This window comes from Mariniflexile litorale (assembly GCF_031128465.2).
Classification (GTDB): domain Bacteria; phylum Bacteroidota; class Bacteroidia; order Flavobacteriales; family Flavobacteriaceae; genus Mariniflexile; species Mariniflexile litorale.
On sequence record NZ_CP155618.1, the window covers coordinates 1,722,744 to 1,743,036 of the forward strand.

Below are 20,293 nucleotides of genomic sequence, written 5' to 3' on the forward strand. Positions count from 1 at the left end.
TAAAAAAGTCACATTTTAATTGAAAAAATGCTTAATTCTCAACAAATGAGCGTTTTACTCGTTGTGAAATGGCTGTTATTAGTTCGTATGAAATGGTGTTGGCAGTTTCGGCTAACTTTTCAGCAGTGGTATTAGAATCAAAAACAATTACTTCATCTCCTTCTTTACAATCAATATTTGTAACATCTACCATTATCATATCCATACACACATTTCCAAGAATATAAGCCCGTTGCTTATTAATTATCACATACCCTTTGCCTTTTCCGTATTGTCTGCCAATACCATCGGCATGACCAATAGGTAAGGTGGCTGTTCTTAAAAAGGCATCGGTTTTAAAAGCTCGATTGTAACCTACAGATTGCCCTTTTTCTATGTCATGTATTTGAGAAATAATGGTTTTTAAAGTGCCAATAGGTTTAAAGTTTTTATTTTCTTTTTCTGAATTCCCAAAACCATACAGTCCAATACCACTTCGCACCATATCAAAATGTCCTTCTGGGTAGTTGAGAATGCCCGAAGTATTACAAATATGAAGCAGTGGCTTATAGCCGATTTGCGTTGCAATAGCTTCAGTGATTTTTTTAAATGTTTCTATTTGACTTATAGTGAAATCTCTTTCGTTTAAATCTTCGCTTGCTGCTAAATGAGAAAACACAGATTTTATTTTTACGGCAGAAGTTTCTTTTACTCTAAAAGCAATAGTATTCACATCATTTTCAGAAAACCCCAATCGGTTTAAACCCGTGTTAAACTTTATATGAATAGGGTAGTCGGTTAGTTTTTCCGCGGAAGCGATTGTAATAAATTCATTTAAAATTTTAGTATTGTATAAATTGGGTTCTAAACAATTTTCTATTAAAATATTAAAATTGGCCGCTTGTGGATGCAGTACCAAGATGGGTTTGGTAATACCCGCTTTTCTAAGTTTTACACCTTCATGTACAAAAGCCACGGCAAAATAATCTACAGGTAAGTTTTGTAAATAACAGGCAATTTCACAAGCGTCATTACCGTAGGCAAATGCTTTAACCACCGCCATAAATTTAGTATTGTTGGTGATTCTCGATTTTAAATGTTCAAAATTATGTTTTAAAGCTTTTAAATCGATTTCAAGTACAGTTTCTTGAGCTTTAGGCATCGGGATTTTGGGATTTTGCAGTCACTTCATCATCATCATTAACCTTGATATTTCTAACTTTGTCGCGCGTCATAGCTTTATAATAAGCAGCTCTGCTTAAGGGCTCGTATTCATCAACTTCGCCTAATAAAACTAAATTATCACTTTTCGATTTCCGGTAACTGTATTGCGCTAAATTGCCTGTTCTGGTACAAACGGCGTGTACTTTGGTAACATATTCGGCGGTAGCCATTAAACTAGGCATGGGGCCAAAGGGGTTGCCTTTAAAATCCATATCAAGTCCGGCCACAATAACGCGAACACCCTTATTGGCTAAATCGTTGCAAACACGTACAATTTCGTCATCAAAAAATTGAGCTTCGTCAATGCCAACCACATCACAACCATCAGCTAAAATAGGAATATTAGCAGCAGCAGGAACGGGTGTTGAGCGAATTTGGTTGGCATCGTGAGACACTACCATGTCTTCGTTATAACGCACATCAATTGTAGGTTTAAAGATCTCTACTTTTTGTCTTGCAAATTGCGCGCGTTTAAGCCTTCGGATAAGTTCTTCGGTTTTTCCTGAAAACATTGAGCCACAGATAACTTCAATCCATCCAAATTGTTCTTTATGATTTACTGTATTTTCGAGAAACATTTTGTAATTTTAACACTAAAATAAAGTGATTATTGGTTTGCATAAAGGTGACGTAAATTTATTAAAAAACAAAAGCCTAGGCAGCAATAATTTAAAAAATTTATAACAATGAAGAAGAAGTTAGAGTCTGAATTGATAAGTATTGCACACAGAATTCTTAAATTAAAAGGAAAAGAAGATGTTATTAAAATGCATGCCGAGGCATCGTTGCTTTTTGAAAAGTTATCAGTATTAAAATTTGCTCATGAAAATTTAGAAGATAATGCACCAACCATTGGAATCGATTCTTCTTTTTTTGAAATGTTAGACGGTGCTTTTAACAACAAAATAAGTGATAGTATTGAAGTAGAGGATAAAATTTATACGAATATGGATGCTATTGAAGAAGACCATATTATGGAACCAGGTATTGAAACCATTAAAGACATGCTAGCATTCATGCCAAAAGAACCAGAAAATATAGATGTTGTTTTAGAAGAGGCTAATCTGCAACAAAAAAATGAGTTAGACGATTTTATGACGAATTTTAAAGACATGCCTGTTTTCGACCCTGTGCCTCATTTACAAAATGGTATTTCAAATGAAAAAAAATCATTAAATGATAAATTAAAAATAGGGGCACTAAACATAGGCCTAAATGATAAATTAGCTTTTATTAAACATTTATTTGAGGGTAAACATGAAGATTACGATCGTGTTATTTCACAATTAAATACTTTCCAATCATTTAATAATGCTAAACAATTTATTATAGATATGGTAAAACCAGATTACAATAATTGGGTTGGTAAAGAAGAAGTAGAAGAACGATTCTTTCAAATTTTAGAAAGCAGATTTAATTAATGAGTAAACTTTACATTGTACCAACGCCTATTGGAAATTTAAAAGACATGACTTTTAGAGCTGTTGAGGTTTTAAAAGAAGTTGATTTAATTCTTGCTGAAGACACGCGTACTTCTGGGAAATTATTAAAACATTATGAAATTTCAACCCACATGCAGTCGCACCACATGCACAACGAGCATAAAACGGTTGAAAATTTAATACAAAAATTAAAAAGTGGCACCACTGTAGCATTAATTAGCGATGCGGGAACGCCGGCCATTTCCGATCCTGGATTTTTATTAACACGTGCGTGTATTGAAAACGACATAGAAGTAGATTGTTTGCCTGGAGCTACCGCATTTGTACCTGCATTAGTTAATTCGGGTTTGCCAAATGATAAGTTTGTTTTTGAAGGTTTTTTACCTGTTAAAAAAGGAAGACAAACACGTTTGCTTTTACTTGCTGAAGAAACAAGAACCATTATTTTTTATGAAAGTCCTCATAAATTAATAAAAACGCTTGGTCATTTTTGTGAATATTTTGGTGAAGATAGAGACGTTTCAGTGTCTAGAGAGCTTACAAAATTATATGAAGAAACCATACGAGGTACTGCAAAAGAAGTTTTGGAACATTATACCAATAAACCACCTAAAGGAGAAATTGTTATTGTGGTGGGTGGGAAAACAAAATAACAAATCTAACTTCGAATTAAAGTATTAAGAAGTTAATTAATGGAAGAAACGAAACATTATGACGTTTTCGTCATCGGAACTGGAATTGCGGGTCAAACGGCTGCTGAGGTGTGTGTGAAAAATAATTTAAAAGTGGGAATTGCAGATAACAGAGCGTTTGGAGGTACTTGTGCCATACGAGGTTGTGATCCAAAAAAAATATTATTACAGTTTACGGAATTGATTCATAAAAGCCAACTTTTAATAGGTGATGGTGTTTCAAAGCTTCCAAAGATTAAATGGAAAGAGGTACAGAAATTTAAATCATCCTTTACTGATGCGATTCCTTTAAGTACTGAAAAAAAATTATCCAATTTGGGAATTGAATATTACCATCAATCTCCTATATTTCAGAATGACAATCAGGTTTTGGTAGAAGGTAAATTGATATCTGCCAATACATTTGTGATTGCAACAGGAATGATTCCAAGACCATTGAAAATAACAGGTAATGAGTTTCTTGGTATTAGCGATGATATTCTTAATCTAAAAAAATTACCAAAAACGGTAACGTTTATTGGCTCCGGTTATGTAGGTATGGAGTTTGCTTGTATGATGGCTACCATGGGAAGTAAAGTAACAATGATTGAACATGGTTCAAAACCGTTAAAACAATTTGATGCTTTTTTAGTGGATAAATTAGTTACCCACCTTGAAACTATGGGAATCAGATTTATATTCAATGCGGAAGTCACTTCGGTTGAAAAACTAAAAAAGAACTTAAAAGTTAACTATTTATTAGACGGAAAAGAGAAATCTATTAAATCAAGTAAAGTTTTTAATACCGCAGGAAGAGTGCCATCCATTGAACTGCTTGAGCTGGAAAAAGCCCATGTGAAATTTGATAAAAGTGGTGTTTTAGTTGATGATTTTTTACAAAGTGTCTCTAACCCTCATATCTATGCCTGTGGTGATGTAAGTAGCAAATCACTTCCTTTAACACCGCTGTCGGGTTTACAAGGTTATGTTGTGGGTAATAATATCCTCAAAGCGAATTCTAAAAAGTTTGATGTGCCTTGTATTCCATCAACGGTGTTTACAAATCCGAAGCTTTCAAGTGTTGGGTATTCCGAAGAAGAGGCTCAAAAACGCTTCAAAAATATAAAAATATACCAAGGAGATGCCAGTGCTTGGTATAATGCTAAGAAAGAAAACAATCCTGTATACGCCTATAAAATTCTGGTTAATGAACGAACAAATGTTATTGTTGGAGCACATTTGTTAAGTTCGGAGGCAAATGAAACTATCAATGTTTTTTCAATGGCTATTCAACAAAAAATGACCGTTTTACAATTTAAAAAGCAAATGTTTACATATCCTTCTTACAGTAGCGATTTAAAAAGTATGTTGAAGGATACAGACTAAGCGATGCAAGACCTTCTCCAAATTCTAATAAACCAGCATCAACATATAATTCGGGTAAAACAAATAAGATTTATTAACAATGACTTTAGAAATATTTAAACAAAAATTAAAAGACACACCAAACAGTATGGAGTTTTCAGAAACGATGGGTGTTATAGAATCAAACTACGAGTTTACACCAACCGCTTTTAAAAATGGTGAATTGCAGAACAATGCCGGTGAAAATTCAGGTTCATGTAAATTATTTGCCTTTGCAAAACTGCAAGCTTTTACAAAAGAAGAAACATTAGCGTGTTTCGGGAAATTTTATTTTGATGATGTTTTAAAAGATCTCAATGGTACAGGGCATCAAAACATTAGAAACTTTATGAAAATAGGTTTTGAAGGGTTGGTTTTTGAAGGCGAACCATTAAAACTTAAATAGTTTTTTGTTTCAGATGCAAGACTTGTTACTAAATATAAGACAATGTTCCATCTGCGAAAAACACTTGCCTTTAGGTCCGAGACCCATTGTGACTGCACATCCCCATGCTAAAATTGTTATCATTGGGCAAGCGCCGGGAATTAAAGTGCATAACACTGGTATTCCTTGGAACGACGCTAGTGGGAATCGCTTACGTGATTGGCTAAACGTGACAGAAGAAGTGTTTTACGACGAAACCAAAATAGCCATCATACCTATGGGGTTTTGTTATCCTGGAAAAGGAAAAACGGGTGATTTACCACCGCGACCCGAATGTGCCCCACAATGGCATAAACCTTTGTTAGAACACTTAACAAATGTGGAATTGGTTATTTTAATTGGCATGTACGCACAAAACTATTATTTAGGAAAACAAGCAAAGAAAACACTAACCGAAACAGTTGCTAATTTTAAAGACTATTTGCCAAAGTATTTGCCATTGCCACATCCATCACCACGCAATCGGTTTTGGTTGACGAAGAATCCTTGGTTTGAGGTTGAGGTGTTGCCGGAGTTAAGGAGTAGAGTTGAAAAGTTATTATAATTAGTTTCAATTGGTGTTGTTTTTTTTTCCAAAACCATAAAAATGAGTATATGCTTTTAGATTTTTTTTCATAATTTCCAATAGATTCAATTTTTGAATGATCAATTTTATTAAGTATTAAGATTCTAATAATTCTAAATGACTCTACAACTATTATTATTGAGATTGTAATAATTCCCCATTTTAGTTCCATAATTTTTAATATCTAAGTCTCGAACTGAAACAGTTAAAGAATAATCAAATTTACAAAACACTATTTTTATTTAATTTAAATAACGAGCTCCAATTCATTCTAAATAGTGGTTGTTTAGATAATGTTAATCAAATGGAAGAAATTCGCCCCTTTTTTGTACAGTCAACCCACTTATACCCACAAGCTCAATTAAAAACCATTCGTGCATTAGTGGCAAAAAATAACAATCACAAATATCATCAAATCCTATAATTTCATTAACTTTCATCAATCATACAAAGGTTTTTATGGAAATTATTTTAAGGTCGTTCAATTTAAAATTAAAACATACATTTTCAATTTCTAGGCAATCGTACAATGAGCAACCCACATTAATTGTAGAATTAAAATCAAGTGGTTTTTCAGGTTTTGGGGAAGCAACTTCCAATCCATATTACCATGTTACTGTTCAAAAAATGATGGACGATTTAATAGCTTTACAATCCATAATTGAAATCGCAACGCAATCCACACCCGAAGAATTCTGGAAACAGATGCATCCGCATTTAAAACAAAACATGTTTGCTTTATGTGCATTAGACCAAGCTTACAACGATTTATACGCTCGAAAACAAGGCAAAAAACTATATGAACTTTGGGGTTATGATGTTTCAAACAACCCGTTAACAAACTATACCATTGGTATCGATTCTATTGAGAAAATGATTTCTAAAATGAAGGAGTTGTCATGGCCTATTTATAAAATTAAGTTAGGCACTAAAGAGGATATTAAAATTGTTACCGAATTGCGAAAACACACAAACGCCATTTTTAGAATTGATGCCAATGGCGGTTGGACGGTTCATGAAACCATTAAAAATGCCAAAGTCTTAAGAGAACTTGGGGTTGAATTTTTAGAACAACCTTTAAAAGCCGATGATTGGGAAGGGCATAAAGAAGTGTATCAAAAATCAGTACTACCAGTTATCGCTGATGAAAGTTGTCAAGTAGAAGCCGATGTTGCTAAATGTTACAATCACTTTCATGGCATAAACGTAAAATTAGTAAAATGTGGTGGCTTAACACCTGCAAGACGCATGTTAGTTCACGCTAAAGAGCTGCACATGAAAACGATGGTGGGGTGTATGACGGAATCTTCGGTGGGTATTTCGGCAATCGCACATTTACTTCCCCTTCTAGATTATGTAGACATGGACGGGATCTTACTTTTAGATAAGGATATAGCAACAGGTATTACGCTAAAAAACGGTATTACAACTTATGGTAATTTAAATGGAACGGGTGCTGCATTAATTTAGAGTTTTTTTTTGATTCACATAAAAGTAATGAACCTACCAAATGCTACGTCTAATCATTCTGAATAGATTTTATAAAATAAAAATATTTAAATAGAATATTTTCAACTTTTTAGCTCGTTTGTAAGTATACAACAAATAAGATTGGATGCTTTTTTTGAAGAATTAATACGTATTTTTGGAAGCTTTAAGTAATAAAATAGTTTAAAAAATGACAAATACTATTACAACAACTTGGTTGGGTAACATGAAGTTTGAAAGTACCAATCCATCAGGACATAATTTATTTATTGATGCAGGACCAGAAAATGATGGTCTTGGTGAGGGATATCGACCCAAAGCATTGATGCTATCGGCTTTAGCAGGTTGTTCAGGTTTAGACGTGGCATCGCTAATTAAAAAAATGAAATTAGATGTTGCCAATTTTAAAATAGACATTGACGCAAACCTTACCGAAGAGCATCCTAAATTTTATGATAAAGTTGCCATGCATTTTCATTTTTATGGTGATAATTTAAGTGAAAAGAAACTTCAAAAAGCAGTCGATCTATCAGTTGAAAAATATTGTGGTGTTATGGAAATGTTTCGTCAGTTTGCTGAACTAACAATAGAAACGCATTTTCATAATAAATAAAGTTTAATAGCCAACTTTCAACTTTAAATTAAATAGATGCGCTGGACATTAAAACCCAAACCTGAATCTGAAAAAATTGAAGTATTACAAAAAGCACTTCAAGTAGATGAAGTAGTGGCAACATTATTAATTCAACGTGGTATTGAGACTTATGAAGATGCGAAAACGTTTTTTAGACCAAGTCTAGACGATTTGCATGATCCGTATTTAATGAAAGATATGGATAAAGCGGTGGCTAGAATTGAAAAAGCCATGGCTAATCAAGAAAATATTTTAGTTTATGGCGATTATGATGTAGATGGCACTACCGCAGTAGCACTCATGTCGTCTTATTTAAAATCAAAATATAATTTAGTTTACACGTACATTCCTAATAGGTACGATGAAGGTTATGGTATTTCATACAAAGGAATCAATTTTGCTTTAGAAAATAATTTCACACTTATAATTGCTTTAGATTGTGGAATTAAGTCGGTGGATAAAGTCGATTACGCTAAAGAATTAGGAATTGATTTTATTATTTGTGACCATCACAGACCAGCCGATACCATTCCAGATGCAGCTGCGGTTTTAGATCCTAAAAGAGAAGATTGTACTTATCCATACAAAGAGCTATGTGGTTGTGGTGTAGGTTTTAAATTAATTCAAGCACTAGCCCAAAAAGAAGGGAAAACGACTGAAGATTTAATGGGTTATTTGGATTTGGTAGCTACAGCCATTGGTGCAGATATTGTACCTATTGATGGTGAAAACAGGGTGTTAGCATATTTTGGTTTGTTAGTTATAAACACGAATCCAAGACCAGGCATCAAAGCGATTCTAAACCAAGTTGATAAAACAGAATTGACGATTACCGATGTGGTTTTTGTAGTGGCACCTAGAATAAACGCTGCGGGACGTATGGAACATGGTAATTTTGCTGTAAGGTTGTTAACAGAAGAGGAAAACGATTTGGCTGCCAAATATGCTGCTGAAATTAATGATTTCAATCTTGAAAGAAGAGAAACAGATAAGCAAATCACAGAAGAAGCGCTGAAACAAATTGAAGAGCATAAAGAACAAAACCGCCTTACCACTGTGGTGTATCACCCCGAATGGCATAAAGGGGTTATTGGTATTGTGGCTTCTAGATTAACAGAAACCTATTACCGACCTACTTTGGTGTTTACTAAAAGTAACGATAGATTAGCTGCTTCGGCGCGTTCGGTAAAGGGCTTCGATGTATATAATGCGTTAGAAGCCTGTAGTGAACATATAGAACAATTTGGAGGTCATAAATATGCTGCGGGTTTAACACTTTTAGAAGAAAATTATGAAGCCTTTAAACAAGCTTTTGAAGATGTGGTTTCCAAAACAATCGATAGAAATCTTTTAACTCCCGAAATTAAAATTGATGCTAAAATAAATTTGGAGGACATTACTCCTAAATTTTATCGCATTTTAAGTCAATTTGCACCTTTTGGACCTAATAATATGACGCCTGTTTTTACGACAGATAATTTGGTTGATACAGGTTACGCAAAATGTGTAGGGGAAGATAAAACGCATTTAAGAATAACCGTTACTCAACCACAATCTAAAAGTTTGGTAGCTATAGGGTTTAGTATGGGAGATAAGTTTGATTTAGTTTCAAACAAAAAACCATTTGAAGCTGCTTATACTATTGATGAAAACGAATGGCAAGGAAATGTAAGTTTACAATTAAAGCTGCGAGATATTAAAGAATAGAAGCTATGGCAAAAACAGACCCATATGCAGCCCTACGCTTTAAGGAATTCAACATTTTTCTATTAGTACGTTTTGTACTTGTTTTTGGCTGGTCTATGCAATTTATTGTGATAGAGTGGGAAGTGTATAGTTTAACAAAAGATCCGCTTTCATTAGGTATTATTGGACTTATGGAAATTATTCCAGCTTTTACCATGGCATTATTTGCAGGACATATTGTAGATCAAAAAGAAAAACGTAATCTATTAGCACTTTGCATTGCAGCTTTTTCTATAATTAGCTTTGGGTTATTTTTATTAACATGGCCTAAAATTGTTGGAGATTGGTCTACACAAACCATTCTATTTAGTATTTATGCTTTGGTGTTTTTTGGTGGTTTTTTACGTTCGTTTTTTGGACCCACCATATTCTCGTTAGTAGCATTAATTGTGCCCAAAAAAGCATATCCCAATGCGGCTACTTGGAACAGTTCTACTTGGCAAATGGCATCGGTTTTAGGACCTGCCTTTGGTGGGTTTTTTATTGGTTGGATTGGAGTGCATTGGTCGCTTTGCATTATTTTCGGGTTGATAATTTTGTCCTTTTTTATTTTATTACAGATAAAACGAAAACCTATTTTAAATCCTAAAATAGGAGAGCCTGTTATAGAAAGTTTGAAAGAAGGTGTGCGGTTTGTATTTAAAACTAAGGCAGTTTTGGGGGCTATGACTCTCGATATGGTTGCAGTATTATTTGGAGGTGCCATTGCGCTTTTACCCATATTTGCACAAGATATTTTAAAAGTAGGAAGTGAAGGTTTTGGTGTGTTGCGAGCAGCACCTGCTGTAGGCGCATTTATAACGATGTTAATTACGGCTTATATTCCTATTAGTAAAAATGCGGGTATGAAATTGTTAGCTGCTATTTTTGGTTTTGGCGTTTGTATTATTGTATTTGGATTGTCTACAATATTTTGGGTTTCGGTAATGGCCTTGTTTTTTAGTGGGGTTACCGATGGGGTTTCTATGGTGGTACGTCAAACCATTTTACAACTTAAAACACCCGATCATATGCGTGGGCGTGTATCATCTGTAAACTCAATGTTTGTGGGGTCTTCTAATGAGTTAGGTGCTTTTGAGAGTGGGGTTACTGCCAAGTTGATGGGAGCGGTAACTGCAGTGGTTTTTGGAGGTACGATGACTTTAATTACCGTTGTTACCACAGGTATTGTATCACCTTCATTTAGAAAATTAGATTTAACAAAGGATTTGGAGGATCATAATAAAGACTAAAACTTTTATTTGTATTCTTTCAATTCAAGATTTTCACCGTCAAAGACACCATAAGTATAATATCCTATCCAGTCGCCCAAGTTGATGTATTTTGAATGCTCATTAAGTTTAATTTCTAAAGGCAGGTGGCGGTGTCCAAATACAAAATAATTATAATGTTTTTCGTTTAATTTCTCTTTGGAATACTGCACCAACCACTCCTTGTCTTCACCCAGAAATTCAGCATCATCGTCACCTGAAATTAATTTGTTTTTAACCGATAAGTATTGTGCTATTTTAACGCCAATATCAGGATGTACCCACCTAAAAACCCATTTAAAAAACGAATTGGTAAATACCTTTTTCATGCGTTTGTAGCCTTTGTCGTGTGGCCCTAAACCATCGCCGTGACCAATAAAAAAGGTTTTGTTGTTAAAGATAAATTCTTTGGGCTTGTGGTAAACGGGTATGTTTAATTCTTCTTGAAAATATCCATTCATCCATAAATCATGATTACCAACAAAAAAGTAAATTGGAATTCCAGAGTCGGAGATTTCGGCTAGTTTACCTAGTGTTCTAGTAAACCCTTTGGGTACGACGGTTTTGTACTCAAACCAAAAATCGAACAAATCACCTACTAAAAAGATAGCAGCGGCATCGTGCTTAATGCTGTCTAGCCAAGCAACAAATTTTTTTTCGCGAGGGCGTGACGCTTCAGCTGTAGGTGCCCCGAGGTGGTTATCGGAGGCAAAATATACTTTTTTTCCTTGTGGAATATTCATGGGGTAAATATAAATAAATTAGCCACGAATGCACGAATATTTGTTTTATAACTATACATCGTTAATAGGTGCGTTAGGGATTGAAGCGGCATCCTTTTTTGAGGTACGAAAAAAAGATATAGCGTAAAGCCCGACCCTTGTGCTAACGCTCTAATTATTATCGTAAGCAAACCATTGGGCAAACGAACTTTCGGTTTCCTGAAGTTTTAGAGAATGCAACTCGATGTTTTCTGGTAAACGACGCTTTATTTTTTTTGCAAAATCAATTACCATCATTTCGCTGGTGGGTTGGTAATCGACAAGCAAAACATTATGACCTCTGTCTTCAAGTTCTTTGGCAAGTTCCACATGTGGTGTGTTTTTGTTGAAAACGGTGGCATGGTCGAATACATTTACAATATCTTCTTTCACTATTTTTTTTAAGTCGCCAAAGTCTATAACCATACCGTATTTCACGTTTTTACTATCGGAAATAGGTTTGCCAATAACGGTTACAGAGAGTTTATAACTGTGACCATGTACATTTTTGCACTTGCCATCGTATCCGTAAAGGGCGTGACCGGTTTCGAAAGAGAATAGTTTTGTGATGCGAATAAAACTCATTAAGGATAAATTTAAAACACAAAGATAAGGGTTTTGTAAAAGCAATTTGTTTTTAGATTACATTTGGCCAATAATTAGCATTTTTTCTTATATGCTAATGTAAATGAAGTCGTTATGAGTCATCTTTTTGAGGCTATTGATTTTGTTGAGAATGACCTTTATGAGCAGATAATTTCTGATATAGGGAAACAGCAATTTAGTATTATAGAAAACTTTTTTTCAGATGAAGAAGTTAACATTTTAAGACAATCGCTTTTAGAAAAGTATGAAGAGGACGCTTTTAAGAAAGCTGCTATAGGTAATAGAGTGAACGAAATCATTGTGAAATCTATTAGAGGCGATGTTATTTTGTGGATGGAGGAAGCTAAAGCAGATACAAGTGAATTGTTGTTCTTTAATAAGATAAATGAATTGGTTAGCTATTTAAATAGAACATGCTTTATGGGTATTTTACATAAAGAGTTTCATTATGCTATTTATCCAAAAAATACTTATTACAAAAGACACATTGATACATTTCAAAATGATGACAGACGCAAATTATCGTTTGTTTGTTATTTGAATGAAGATGGTTGGTTACCTGAAAACGGTGGCGAGTTGGTGTTGTATTTAAATGAAAATGACAAGGAAGTTGAAAATGTTATTTATCCATTTCCCGGGCGTGTGGTTATTTTTGAAAGCCAGATTATTGAACACGAAGTAAAACCCGTAAATACGGAACGTTTAAGTATAACAGGTTGGTTAAAAACACGTTAGTTAACGCTTTTTTCTTCGGTTTACTAAATAAACAATTATTAAAACAAGGGCTAAAACCAGAAATAAACCGTTGCCACTTATAAAACTTAAAACATCCATAGTTGTTGATTTTAAAACACAAATGTAAAAATATTTGTCATATAAATTCATACTAACAAAAAGGATGTTTTTATTGGTTGATTAATGTGTGATAATTTTTAAAATTACATTTTAATTTCGTCTATATTTGCGCAGAGTTTTATGCAATTCATTTAATTACTTACTTTTGCATTGAAATTAATGGCCACATGAAAAATATTTTAGTACCTGTTGGAGCTTCAGAAAACGCATTAAGCAATTTACAATATGCTGTAGATTTTGCTCAAGCTTTTGGAGCGAAACTTTATGTAGTTCAAGTATATAATGTGTATACGAAAGCAGGCACGATGATAAAAATTGATCATATTTTAGAAGAAGATACGCTTAATTATTTAAACGATTTGGTTTCTAAAGTTGATACCAAAAATGTTGAACTTGTTGTAAGAGCCCTTAAAGGAAAGTTTATTGACACCATAGAGTTGGTTTGCAAAGCAGCAGAAATTGATTTAATTTTAATTGAACCAAGAATTTATTCTGAAGATGACAATTTGTTTTTAGGAAAAACCTCTGGTAAAATTGTTAAACAGACTGTTATGCCTACTTTAATAATTCCTGAAGGTTATGTTTTTAAACCTATCGAAACTATTTTAATGGCTGTAAAGTCGGCTGTAATTAAAAAAGAAAATGTACTAGTGCCGCTTAAAGCTGTAAAAGATAATTTTAAAGCGGTAGTAAACTTACTTCTAGTTAAAACACCTTATTATAATGAAGGTGATTTTGATATGAATGAAGAACTATCTAGTTTAGTGACAGATACTATTTATTCTGATAATCCAACAACCTACTATGGAGTTTTAGAGCATTACAAATTACATAATCCAGATATGCTTTGTGTAGTAAGACGAAAAAGAGGGTTTTTCATGAAGAAATGGGAGAAAAACCAAATTTATAAAAAAGATTTTAACAGTAGCTTACCTGTTTTAGTATTAAGCGAATTAAAATAATTAGCTGGGGATGTAGCTCAGTTGGCTAGAGTGCTTGACTGGCAGTCAAGAGGTCGTGGGTTCGAATCCCATCTTCTCCACAAGTGTTAATAAGGCTTTCAAGAAATTGAAGGCTTTTTTATTTTATTCATTTGCAGAATATTTGCAGAATTATTAGCAATTAGAGGGTTTTAAAATTTGTAATATTATATGTTTAGTTTTTGAAAATTATTCATGTCTCTATATATTTTAAATTGAAAAGGGCAGCCAATATAAAGGACTTCTTAAGTTAGCTGCTGACTATCCGGCTGTTATATCGTTTATAATTATTTTAGAAACTTGAATATAACGCATAATGTTCGGATTAGTATGTCGGGTTTTAGAAGTTAAAAAAGCTCCCATCATCAGTCGAGGATTACCTCCATATAATCTTGTCAGAACACGATAATAGTCCAATCTAGTAGAGCTAGTGCCGTGTGCTATATGATTGCGAACCACCCGCATCTCATCAATCAGAAGACTATGATAGCTAATATTTCGATAAAATGAATCACGAGTATCCAAAACATTTTTAATACTATATTCAATAAAATCTGCACGAGTCCATTTAAGATATATTGCAGGACGCCTTCTTCCCATTGTTAACATATTAGAGTGCGCGTCTACCATACTTCTACAATTATGAAGAAGAATAGGAGAGACACCACTCCTATAATTAGCTCCACAAGCTAGTTTAAATGCACATTCCGAAATTGAGGTTTCCAAAACAGAAAATAAACGTAACATCACCACTTCACTAATGAAATGCTGATATTTGGCCGAAAGACTGGATGAATTCAAAACATAGTTTTGAAGTTTGTTTATTTCGGACAGCTTCTTCGTATATGTAACGTTAAGACTAACCGTCGGCATTAACTAATATATTTCGTAATGTAGTTAACACGGGTTTTTCGATTTTCAAGACTTTGTGTTGTGGCTGAGCAAGCATTATAAAAGTCAATATCTTCTTTTTCTCTTTTCGAAACAGGAATGTCAGAATCAAATCTTAAATCTATTTCGATTAGACCAGATTCAATTTTTTCAATTGAATGTTTTTTAATATTATCTAGGGAAATTATTAATGAAAATAAAATTGGAGAGCGATTAAATATTGTATCTCGAATTACTTCTGGTTTTATCGATACAAGTGTATCAAATATTCTTATTAATTTTTTTTGCACGTCATCCCTTTTTGGAAAATCATCATCGTGCTTCTCATAATATTTCGTAAGCTTCCCTGCGCTATATGATGATAGGGGTTCGGCTATGTTCATTATTACATCACTAGTAAATTGAACCTCATCCATTCTTGCTATGCTATTTGCTGAAAATATTTTGTATTCTTTCCAGAATTCAGTTCGTGCTGTAGCTTCGCTAACTGAAAGCTGCTTAAATTCTCCACTGAAATTAGCATTCCTCTTTTCCTGTGAATTTAAAGTTTTAGATACCGAGTTAATTCTTGCAAAAATGTCTATTACATCGGAGTCAGTTGCTCCCAATAAGAAGCCCACTGGAATGGCGGTCAATAGAAAACTTTCTTTTTGGCTGTTCTTTAAATCGCTAAATTTTATTTTATTTTGATGTTCTGGATGTCTTGCGGTAAATTTGTTGTCGTAAAATTCCAATAAAGCTCTAGTTCGTTGTTGTCCATCAACCACTTCCTTAATACTGATACCCTTATCTAAATCAATTGAATGCCTGAGATAGAGTGCGGGTATTGGTTTTTTCTCAAAAATGGTGTTTAATAAATATGATTTTTGACTTGGAAGCCATACAGATCTTCTCTGATACCAAGGTGATTTATTTAATTCTCCTTTTGCATCTAAATTTACTAAGTCTTGAATTATCAAAGATTGATAGTCTACTCTTTCCATTATTATTATATTTAGTAATTGATTTAGTAATGTTAGTATTATTTTAAGCTTGCAACTAGCGTTTATACGTATAAGAATAGTGTGGTTTTGTATGCAAAGATTTTTCGGAAGAAAATCAGAAGCTAACAAAAGCAAACTAACCTTTGATTAAGTATAAAACTAAGCTTTTTTTTTATATTTTGATGTAAGCAGATTATTCAATATCGAGAATTATTTTTATTATGTTAATCAAGTTTATCGTTGACACTACACAGAGTTCGGCGAATTTTTTCTCAGCATCAAGTTTATGTGTTGTAACATTCATAATATCAATTGAACTGCAAACAAGGTCGATCGATGATTGGCTTACTTTTCTAAGCTGTTGATTTTTTTTACCTTTTAATTCATATTCTAAGAAGGTACGAAGCTGATTTTTAAATTTCCCTTTTCTTATGTCGGTCTCTGAGTTTTCGGGAATATGTATTTCAGAGTCAAAAACCTGAAGAGCAATTTTTTCCATAATGATTCTTGAGGCATTTCCAATGTTTTGATAATCAATGGAATCATTACTTTTTTCAAAAAGTTCTATTAACTTTAATTGTGACGAATTAATTTCTTCCCATTCGGTATAAACTGATCTGATTTCAAATTTTCTAGTACTTACTTTTGAATTGTCAGGTATTACTCTTATTTGTTTAACTAAAATTTGACTTATCTCGTTTATTCTTTTTCTTAAATCGTTTTCAATGAGGTTTTTGGTGTCTAAATATTTGTAGAAAACCTTTGGTTCTATGTGAACATTTATATTGAATATCTCCCGATCCCCTTGAATTAAACCAGTATAATTGAATTCGAAATCTGAGTTCTTTAAGATTTCAGATAAAATTTCTTCAGAATTATACTTTGATATTTCAATTAAGACCTGTTTTATTTTTAATTCTGATGTTTTTTCTAACATTTATACAAATTACTTATAACGGTTATGTATGAATAGTAGTGGAATAAAACACTAATTTTTCGGTTTAAACACTTACTTTAATAAACAAAAAAACGGCTCCGATAAAAATCGAAACCGCTATTAATTTTAAACAATGTTGTAAACGGTATTTATTCTAAAATAACTTCTGTTTTTATTAAAATGGGTTCGTCTATAATCAATAGATTGTTTTTCATTTCATCTATTAAAGTTCCTTTTATTGAAGATGTTTCGTAATAGGGACTTTCGATAGCAGTTGTGTCAAAAATTGCTGACGTAGCTGTATAACCTGTATTTTTTGTTCCTGTTTCCATTGTTGCAAATATATAAATTTAATTTAATTTTTCTTGCCTCCAACCTTCAAACGTTCTATTGTCTTGAATTGTTGTCTGTTGCGGTTGATTTGGTTGTTGAATAACGTGTCTATTTAATATGCCTTCACTTACAAAAACATCACAACCATATTCAACACTTTCAATAATCGCTCTTCTTAGTTGATACGCAGATTGATTTTGATTACCCAAAAGCACATTTGGTTCAAAAGGTGTCCTTAATTCAAGCTCTTTTTCTATGTCATCATATATTGACTTAATACAAGTATATAATTCCATATTAGGCTTTTCTATATTCAATCCAAGATTTTTAGCTTCTTTCCTGTGCATAGTATAATCGTGAGAACCCGATTCTGAGCATAAAAATTTAATTACAGCATCTTCGTGTTCTTGCTCAATTTCATGGTTTGCAAGAAGTTTTTTTGCTAACATCTTAATCTGTGTTTTAGATTTATAAACTTGACCTAATGTTAACGGATGAATATGTTTGGTTAAATCAATTAATATGTCCGATAGACCTTTTTGGTCGTTAATACCTAGTTCGCTTTTAGCCATTTGTAAATAAGAATCCACAAATTCAACACTTACAGGAACTCTTGCGTTAGGATTATTTGTTCCTGGAATGGCAGGGTTTAATGGACCATTCACACTTGGGTCAATAGGTCCTAATGTAGCTTGTTTTGTCATTACTATTCTATTAGCACCTAATGATATTAATGTACCTGCACTATGGCAATTAAAAGGTATAATAACTTCAAAGTCATCACAAAAATTTCTAATTAGATTTACTAATGTCCATGCAGTAAGAGTATTTCCACCTCTAGTATAAAGCAAAAGAGTGATTTTATCGACATCTCCTATTTTATCCAAATGTTCCGTAAATGGACTTAAGATGTCAGATGCTATTTGTGTTCCTAAATTTGGTCTATCACTTGTAACATAAACTAATAATTTAGAATTTCTTTTTTGTTCTAAATCTTTATAAAGTTCTAATCTGTCATTTAACATATGTTTTTCTTGTTTGTTAGGATTTTCGATATAAAATCAGAAGCCAGCAAATAAGCTGGCTAATTTTGGTTTAGTTAAAAGTAATAATTATTTTTACATAATGTTATATTTTGTTGTTTTTTCTTTCGGTTAGTGTATTGAAAGCTGAGTGATTTGTGTGCGAGGATCTTCCGAAGAAAAATTAGAAACTAATAAAGAACCTTTATTCTACACAATGGTTAATCATTAGTTTAGTTCAATTTATTAAACTCTTAGAGTGTTATTATTTCTTCGGAATTAAGAAATAAATATCAATAAAAACTTCAAATTTATATTTGGTTTAAAACCAGATAAATTATTAAATAGATTATTATTACGAGCTCCCAATTAATAGGAAACTTTTTAATTATGGCTTTTCTGCAGCGTCAATTATTTTCGGGTCTCGTCTATTTATAAAAACAAATTTAGGTCTTTCTGGTTTAATATCATCATTTTGTATTTCAATTGCTTTTAGTGTTGGCATAACAAACTTTCCTAATTCGATGATTACCTTAACACGTTCAAAGGGTTTTAGCTTATTTAAATCAGCCTGTAATACTTCTAAGTTGTCTTCTATTAATGACTGGAATTTTTGTCTTATTTCGTTTGAATGCTTATTGGCTGTTCCTTTTGTACGCCCTCCAAATTTTTGTCCAGTGTTGTTTGCCATGATTTTGAAATTTTATGTTTAATTTTTTTCTATTTTAATTATCGTCTATTAGGACATTCTATTTTAATCTACTTTAGTTTATTATTTAAGCATTTTTTTTAATTCATCGGTTTACGGTTTAAACCAGTTTATTAAACCATATATCCAAGGTTTAACGGTTTAATAGCGTATATATACGCTTAAACTAAACCGATAAAACGGCAATTAAAAGAATGAATTAAACCGATAGGCTTAAAACATTTTCTTATGGTTGTACTCTCCAAGCGTGTAATGTCCTTTTGCTTTTTCTTGAAGTAACCAATTGTTATTTTTGCAATCAGTAATTAACAGCTTTGTTCTATTCGTGCCTATGGCTGTTTTAATTTGGTTTTTATACGCTAAACCTATCTGTATAACCAATTCAGAATAACTAAAGCTTGTGCCGTTTGAAAACACCTCATTCAATAATTGAAACTTTTTAAAGTCTTCTAAATCTGAAACATCAAATTTGGTGCTTTTGGTTTCTGTTCGTGCTTCGTAGTTTTCGGCGAATACTGGAAGACCATACTCGTTTATTTCAAAGGCAAACGGCTCTGGTTCTATATCTCTACATTGCAACGGCGTTACTATTGAAATATCATTATCGTTTTCAGCTTTGGCGACTTCTAAGACCGTCTCAGCTTTATTTATTAGCTCTGTCCCAATATGACCACGGGCGTTTGTATCGCTCTTGTTTTGATGCAGTACGGTAACGATATGTATATTGCGTTCCTCAGTCCATTTTAATAACTTACTGGCTACGTTCGTGGCTTGTTCTTCATCGTTTATTGAGGTAACTAAATCTTTAATACCATCAATCACGACGAACCCTATTTTATCATTACTGTAAATTTCATTTTCGATAAACTCCAGACGTTCCGACGGCGTTAAGCTTCTTAAATAGAAAACGTGTAAGTTCGTTGGTTCTGCCTGTTTAATCTGCGTGCAAATCCTTTTAACAGCCTTTTGTACGTGGTACTTTCCTTGTTCTGTATCAAAATATACCACTTCGTTTTGTAGTGGTGGTAAATGGCTTTTAAATAGTTCAAGTATTGTGTCTTTACTTAATGCCGCCGATACCGCTATATTAATGTAAAACGATTTACGGCTTTTTGCTTTACCTATTACAAGGCTAAAATTTCCAAGCGTTCCCAGTATTGCGAAACCGTCCGTTTTTGTATTTGCTAAGCTGTAAGCAATTTGGGGCGGTGGTATAACTTCCTTTACATCGATTTTGTATTTAAGCCGCTTTAGTTCGTGTTCTTTAATTTTCTGGTCGTGTATCGCCTCTGGAGTTAAATTCTCCAATAATTCATAATCGGATTTATGAGGGGCTTTTTTTAAAAAATCGGTATCGCTATCCATTGT

At 33.0% G+C, this 20,293-nt stretch carries 22 protein-coding genes and 1 tRNA gene; 12 read left to right on the top strand and 11 right to left on the bottom strand.

The window, feature by feature from the left end:
• Positions 1-31 precede the first annotated feature (31 nt).
• Both alr and QLS71_RS07300 read right to left on the bottom strand, forming a co-directional pair.
• Positions 32-1,141, bottom strand: coding sequence for an alanine racemase (gene alr / locus QLS71_RS07295; RefSeq protein ID WP_308991690.1), 1,110 nt, complete (start codon positions 1,139-1,141; stop codon positions 32-34).
• Positions 1,134-1,781, bottom strand: coding sequence for a thymidine kinase (locus QLS71_RS07300; RefSeq protein ID WP_308991689.1), 648 nt, complete (start codon positions 1,779-1,781; stop codon positions 1,134-1,136). The genes alr and QLS71_RS07300 overlap by 8 nt, the downstream gene beginning before the upstream one ends.
• A 108-nt stretch (positions 1,782-1,889) precedes the next feature.
• On the opposite strand from QLS71_RS07300, the gene QLS71_RS07305 reads away from it, so the two are divergent.
• The 9 genes from QLS71_RS07305 to QLS71_RS07345 all read left to right on the top strand — a co-directional run bounded on the left by QLS71_RS07305 (position 1,890) and on the right by QLS71_RS07345 (position 10,830).
• The gene (locus tag QLS71_RS07305) at positions 1,890-2,624 is read left to right on the top strand and encodes a hypothetical protein (protein ID WP_308991688.1); all 735 of its coding nucleotides are present in this window, start codon (positions 1,890-1,892) and stop codon (positions 2,622-2,624) included.
• Entirely contained in the window at positions 2,624-3,298 is a 675-nt protein-coding gene (gene rsmI, locus QLS71_RS07310) for a 16S rRNA (cytidine(1402)-2'-O)-methyltransferase (protein ID WP_308991687.1), read from the top strand. Before QLS71_RS07305 ends, rsmI begins: the two co-directional genes overlap by 1 nt.
• Before the next feature lie 39 nt (positions 3,299-3,337).
• On the top strand, positions 3,338-4,702 hold the full coding sequence (locus QLS71_RS07315; protein WP_308991686.1) for an NAD(P)/FAD-dependent oxidoreductase: 1,365 nt from the start codon (positions 3,338-3,340) through the stop codon (positions 4,700-4,702).
• Between the two features lie 79 nt (positions 4,703-4,781).
• Complete coding sequence (locus QLS71_RS07320) at positions 4,782-5,126, top strand: HopJ type III effector protein (RefSeq protein ID WP_308991685.1); 345 nt, start codon at positions 4,782-4,784, stop codon at positions 5,124-5,126.
• A 13-nt stretch (positions 5,127-5,139) separates the two neighbouring features.
• Positions 5,140-5,709: a uracil-DNA glycosylase family protein gene (locus QLS71_RS07325; protein WP_308991684.1), complete on the top strand. Its 570-nt coding sequence runs from the start codon at positions 5,140-5,142 to the stop codon at positions 5,707-5,709.
• A gap of 480 nt (positions 5,710-6,189) precedes the next feature.
• Positions 6,190-7,200 carry a dipeptide epimerase gene (locus QLS71_RS07330; protein ID WP_308991683.1) on the top strand — a complete coding sequence of 337 codons (1,011 nt, stop codon included), beginning with the start codon at positions 6,190-6,192 and terminating at the stop codon, positions 7,198-7,200.
• 208 nt (positions 7,201-7,408) lie between these two features.
• Positions 7,409-7,831: an OsmC family protein gene (locus QLS71_RS07335; RefSeq protein ID WP_308991682.1), complete on the top strand. Its 423-nt coding sequence runs from the start codon at positions 7,409-7,411 to the stop codon at positions 7,829-7,831.
• Positions 7,832-7,867: 36 nt separating this feature from the next.
• Positions 7,868-9,559 (top strand): single-stranded-DNA-specific exonuclease RecJ, encoded by a 1,692-nt coding sequence (gene recJ / locus QLS71_RS07340; RefSeq protein WP_308991681.1) that lies wholly within the window; start codon positions 7,868-7,870, stop codon positions 9,557-9,559.
• A gap of 5 nt (positions 9,560-9,564) precedes the next feature.
• Entirely contained in the window at positions 9,565-10,830 is a 1,266-nt protein-coding gene (locus tag QLS71_RS07345; RefSeq protein WP_308991680.1) for an MFS transporter, read from the top strand.
• A gap of 5 nt (positions 10,831-10,835) precedes the next feature.
• On the opposite strand, the gene QLS71_RS07350 is transcribed toward QLS71_RS07345, so the two are convergent.
• Positions 10,836-11,591: a UDP-2,3-diacylglucosamine diphosphatase gene (locus QLS71_RS07350; RefSeq protein WP_308991679.1), complete on the bottom strand. Its 756-nt coding sequence runs from the start codon at positions 11,589-11,591 to the stop codon at positions 10,836-10,838.
• A 150-nt stretch (positions 11,592-11,741) separates the two neighbouring features.
• Positions 11,742-12,194 carry a 6-carboxytetrahydropterin synthase gene (locus tag QLS71_RS07355; protein WP_308991678.1) on the bottom strand — a complete coding sequence of 151 codons (453 nt, stop codon included), beginning with the start codon at positions 12,192-12,194 and terminating at the stop codon, positions 11,742-11,744.
• Positions 12,195-12,308: 114 nt separating this feature from the next.
• Between QLS71_RS07355 and QLS71_RS07360 the strand changes: the two genes are divergently transcribed.
• The 3 genes from QLS71_RS07360 to QLS71_RS07370 all read left to right on the top strand — a co-directional run bounded on the left by QLS71_RS07360 (position 12,309) and on the right by QLS71_RS07370 (position 14,112).
• Entirely contained in the window at positions 12,309-12,950 is a 642-nt protein-coding gene (locus QLS71_RS07360; protein ID WP_308991677.1) for a 2OG-Fe(II) oxygenase, read from the top strand.
• Positions 12,951-13,237: 287 nt separating this feature from the next.
• A complete protein-coding gene (locus QLS71_RS07365; RefSeq protein ID WP_308991676.1) occupies positions 13,238-14,032 on the top strand; it encodes a universal stress protein in 795 nt (264 codons plus the stop codon).
• 6 nt (positions 14,033-14,038) lie between these two features.
• A tRNA-Ala gene (locus QLS71_RS07370) sits at positions 14,039-14,112 on the top strand.
• A gap of 199 nt (positions 14,113-14,311) precedes the next feature.
• Here QLS71_RS07370 and QLS71_RS07375 read toward each other — a convergent pair.
• From QLS71_RS07375 to QLS71_RS07405, 7 genes are all read right to left on the bottom strand, one after another.
• Positions 14,312-14,923: a hypothetical protein gene (locus QLS71_RS07375; RefSeq protein WP_348636613.1), complete on the bottom strand. Its 612-nt coding sequence runs from the start codon at positions 14,921-14,923 to the stop codon at positions 14,312-14,314.
• Entirely contained in the window at positions 14,923-15,924 is a 1,002-nt protein-coding gene (locus QLS71_RS07380; protein ID WP_308991674.1) for a DUF262 domain-containing protein, read from the bottom strand. Before QLS71_RS07380 ends, QLS71_RS07375 begins: the two co-directional genes overlap by 1 nt.
• Before the next feature lie 193 nt (positions 15,925-16,117).
• Positions 16,118-16,861 (bottom strand): hypothetical protein, encoded by a 744-nt coding sequence (locus QLS71_RS07385; RefSeq protein WP_308991673.1) that lies wholly within the window; start codon positions 16,859-16,861, stop codon positions 16,118-16,120.
• Positions 16,862-17,010: 149 nt separating this feature from the next.
• Complete coding sequence (locus QLS71_RS07390; protein WP_308991672.1) at positions 17,011-17,193, bottom strand: hypothetical protein; 183 nt, start codon at positions 17,191-17,193, stop codon at positions 17,011-17,013.
• Between the two features lie 18 nt (positions 17,194-17,211).
• On the bottom strand, positions 17,212-18,249 hold the full coding sequence (locus QLS71_RS07395) for a serine protease (protein ID WP_308991872.1): 1,038 nt from the start codon (positions 18,247-18,249) through the stop codon (positions 17,212-17,214).
• Between the two features lie 355 nt (positions 18,250-18,604).
• A complete protein-coding gene (locus QLS71_RS07400; RefSeq protein ID WP_308991671.1) occupies positions 18,605-18,907 on the bottom strand; it encodes a hypothetical protein in 303 nt (100 codons plus the stop codon).
• Positions 18,908-19,138: 231 nt separating this feature from the next.
• Positions 19,139-20,290, bottom strand: coding sequence for an AAA family ATPase (locus tag QLS71_RS07405; RefSeq protein WP_308991670.1), 1,152 nt, complete (start codon positions 20,288-20,290; stop codon positions 19,139-19,141).
• Positions 20,291-20,293: the final 3 nt, after the last annotated feature.

Excerpts from the sequence above, each read along its gene's own strand:
- alr (WP_308991690.1), bottom strand. The coding sequence starts at position 1,141 with ATGCCTAAAGCTCAAGAAACTGTACTTGAAATCGATTTAAAAGCTTTA.
- QLS71_RS07300 (WP_308991689.1), bottom strand. The coding sequence starts at position 1,781 with ATGTTTCTCGAAAATACAGTAAATCATAAAGAACAATTTGGATGGATT.
- QLS71_RS07305 (WP_308991688.1), top strand. The coding sequence starts at position 1,890 with ATGAAGAAGAAGTTAGAGTCTGAATTGATAAGTATTGCACACAGAATT.
- rsmI (WP_308991687.1), top strand. The coding sequence starts at position 2,624 with ATGAGTAAACTTTACATTGTACCAACGCCTATTGGAAATTTAAAAGAC.
- QLS71_RS07315 (WP_308991686.1), top strand. The coding sequence starts at position 3,338 with ATGGAAGAAACGAAACATTATGACGTTTTCGTCATCGGAACTGGAATT.
- QLS71_RS07320 (WP_308991685.1), top strand. The coding sequence starts at position 4,782 with ATGACTTTAGAAATATTTAAACAAAAATTAAAAGACACACCAAACAGT.
- QLS71_RS07325 (WP_308991684.1), top strand. The coding sequence starts at position 5,140 with ATGCAAGACTTGTTACTAAATATAAGACAATGTTCCATCTGCGAAAAA.
- QLS71_RS07330 (WP_308991683.1), top strand. The coding sequence starts at position 6,190 with ATGGAAATTATTTTAAGGTCGTTCAATTTAAAATTAAAACATACATTT.
- QLS71_RS07335 (WP_308991682.1), top strand. The coding sequence starts at position 7,409 with ATGACAAATACTATTACAACAACTTGGTTGGGTAACATGAAGTTTGAA.
- recJ (WP_308991681.1), top strand. The coding sequence starts at position 7,868 with ATGCGCTGGACATTAAAACCCAAACCTGAATCTGAAAAAATTGAAGTA.
- QLS71_RS07345 (WP_308991680.1), top strand. The coding sequence starts at position 9,565 with ATGGCAAAAACAGACCCATATGCAGCCCTACGCTTTAAGGAATTCAAC.
- QLS71_RS07350 (WP_308991679.1), bottom strand. The coding sequence starts at position 11,591 with ATGAATATTCCACAAGGAAAAAAAGTATATTTTGCCTCCGATAACCAC.
- QLS71_RS07355 (WP_308991678.1), bottom strand. The coding sequence starts at position 12,194 with ATGAGTTTTATTCGCATCACAAAACTATTCTCTTTCGAAACCGGTCAC.
- QLS71_RS07360 (WP_308991677.1), top strand. The coding sequence starts at position 12,309 with ATGAGTCATCTTTTTGAGGCTATTGATTTTGTTGAGAATGACCTTTAT.
- QLS71_RS07365 (WP_308991676.1), top strand. The coding sequence starts at position 13,238 with ATGAAAAATATTTTAGTACCTGTTGGAGCTTCAGAAAACGCATTAAGC.
- QLS71_RS07375 (WP_348636613.1), bottom strand. The coding sequence starts at position 14,923 with ATGCCGACGGTTAGTCTTAACGTTACATATACGAAGAAGCTGTCCGAA.
- QLS71_RS07380 (WP_308991674.1), bottom strand. The coding sequence starts at position 15,924 with ATGGAAAGAGTAGACTATCAATCTTTGATAATTCAAGACTTAGTAAAT.
- QLS71_RS07385 (WP_308991673.1), bottom strand. The coding sequence starts at position 16,861 with ATGTTAGAAAAAACATCAGAATTAAAAATAAAACAGGTCTTAATTGAA.
- QLS71_RS07390 (WP_308991672.1), bottom strand. The coding sequence starts at position 17,193 with ATGGAAACAGGAACAAAAAATACAGGTTATACAGCTACGTCAGCAATT.
- QLS71_RS07400 (WP_308991671.1), bottom strand. The coding sequence starts at position 18,907 with ATGGCAAACAACACTGGACAAAAATTTGGAGGGCGTACAAAAGGAACA.
- QLS71_RS07405 (WP_308991670.1), bottom strand. The coding sequence starts at position 20,290 with ATGGATAGCGATACCGATTTTTTAAAAAAAGCCCCTCATAAATCCGAT.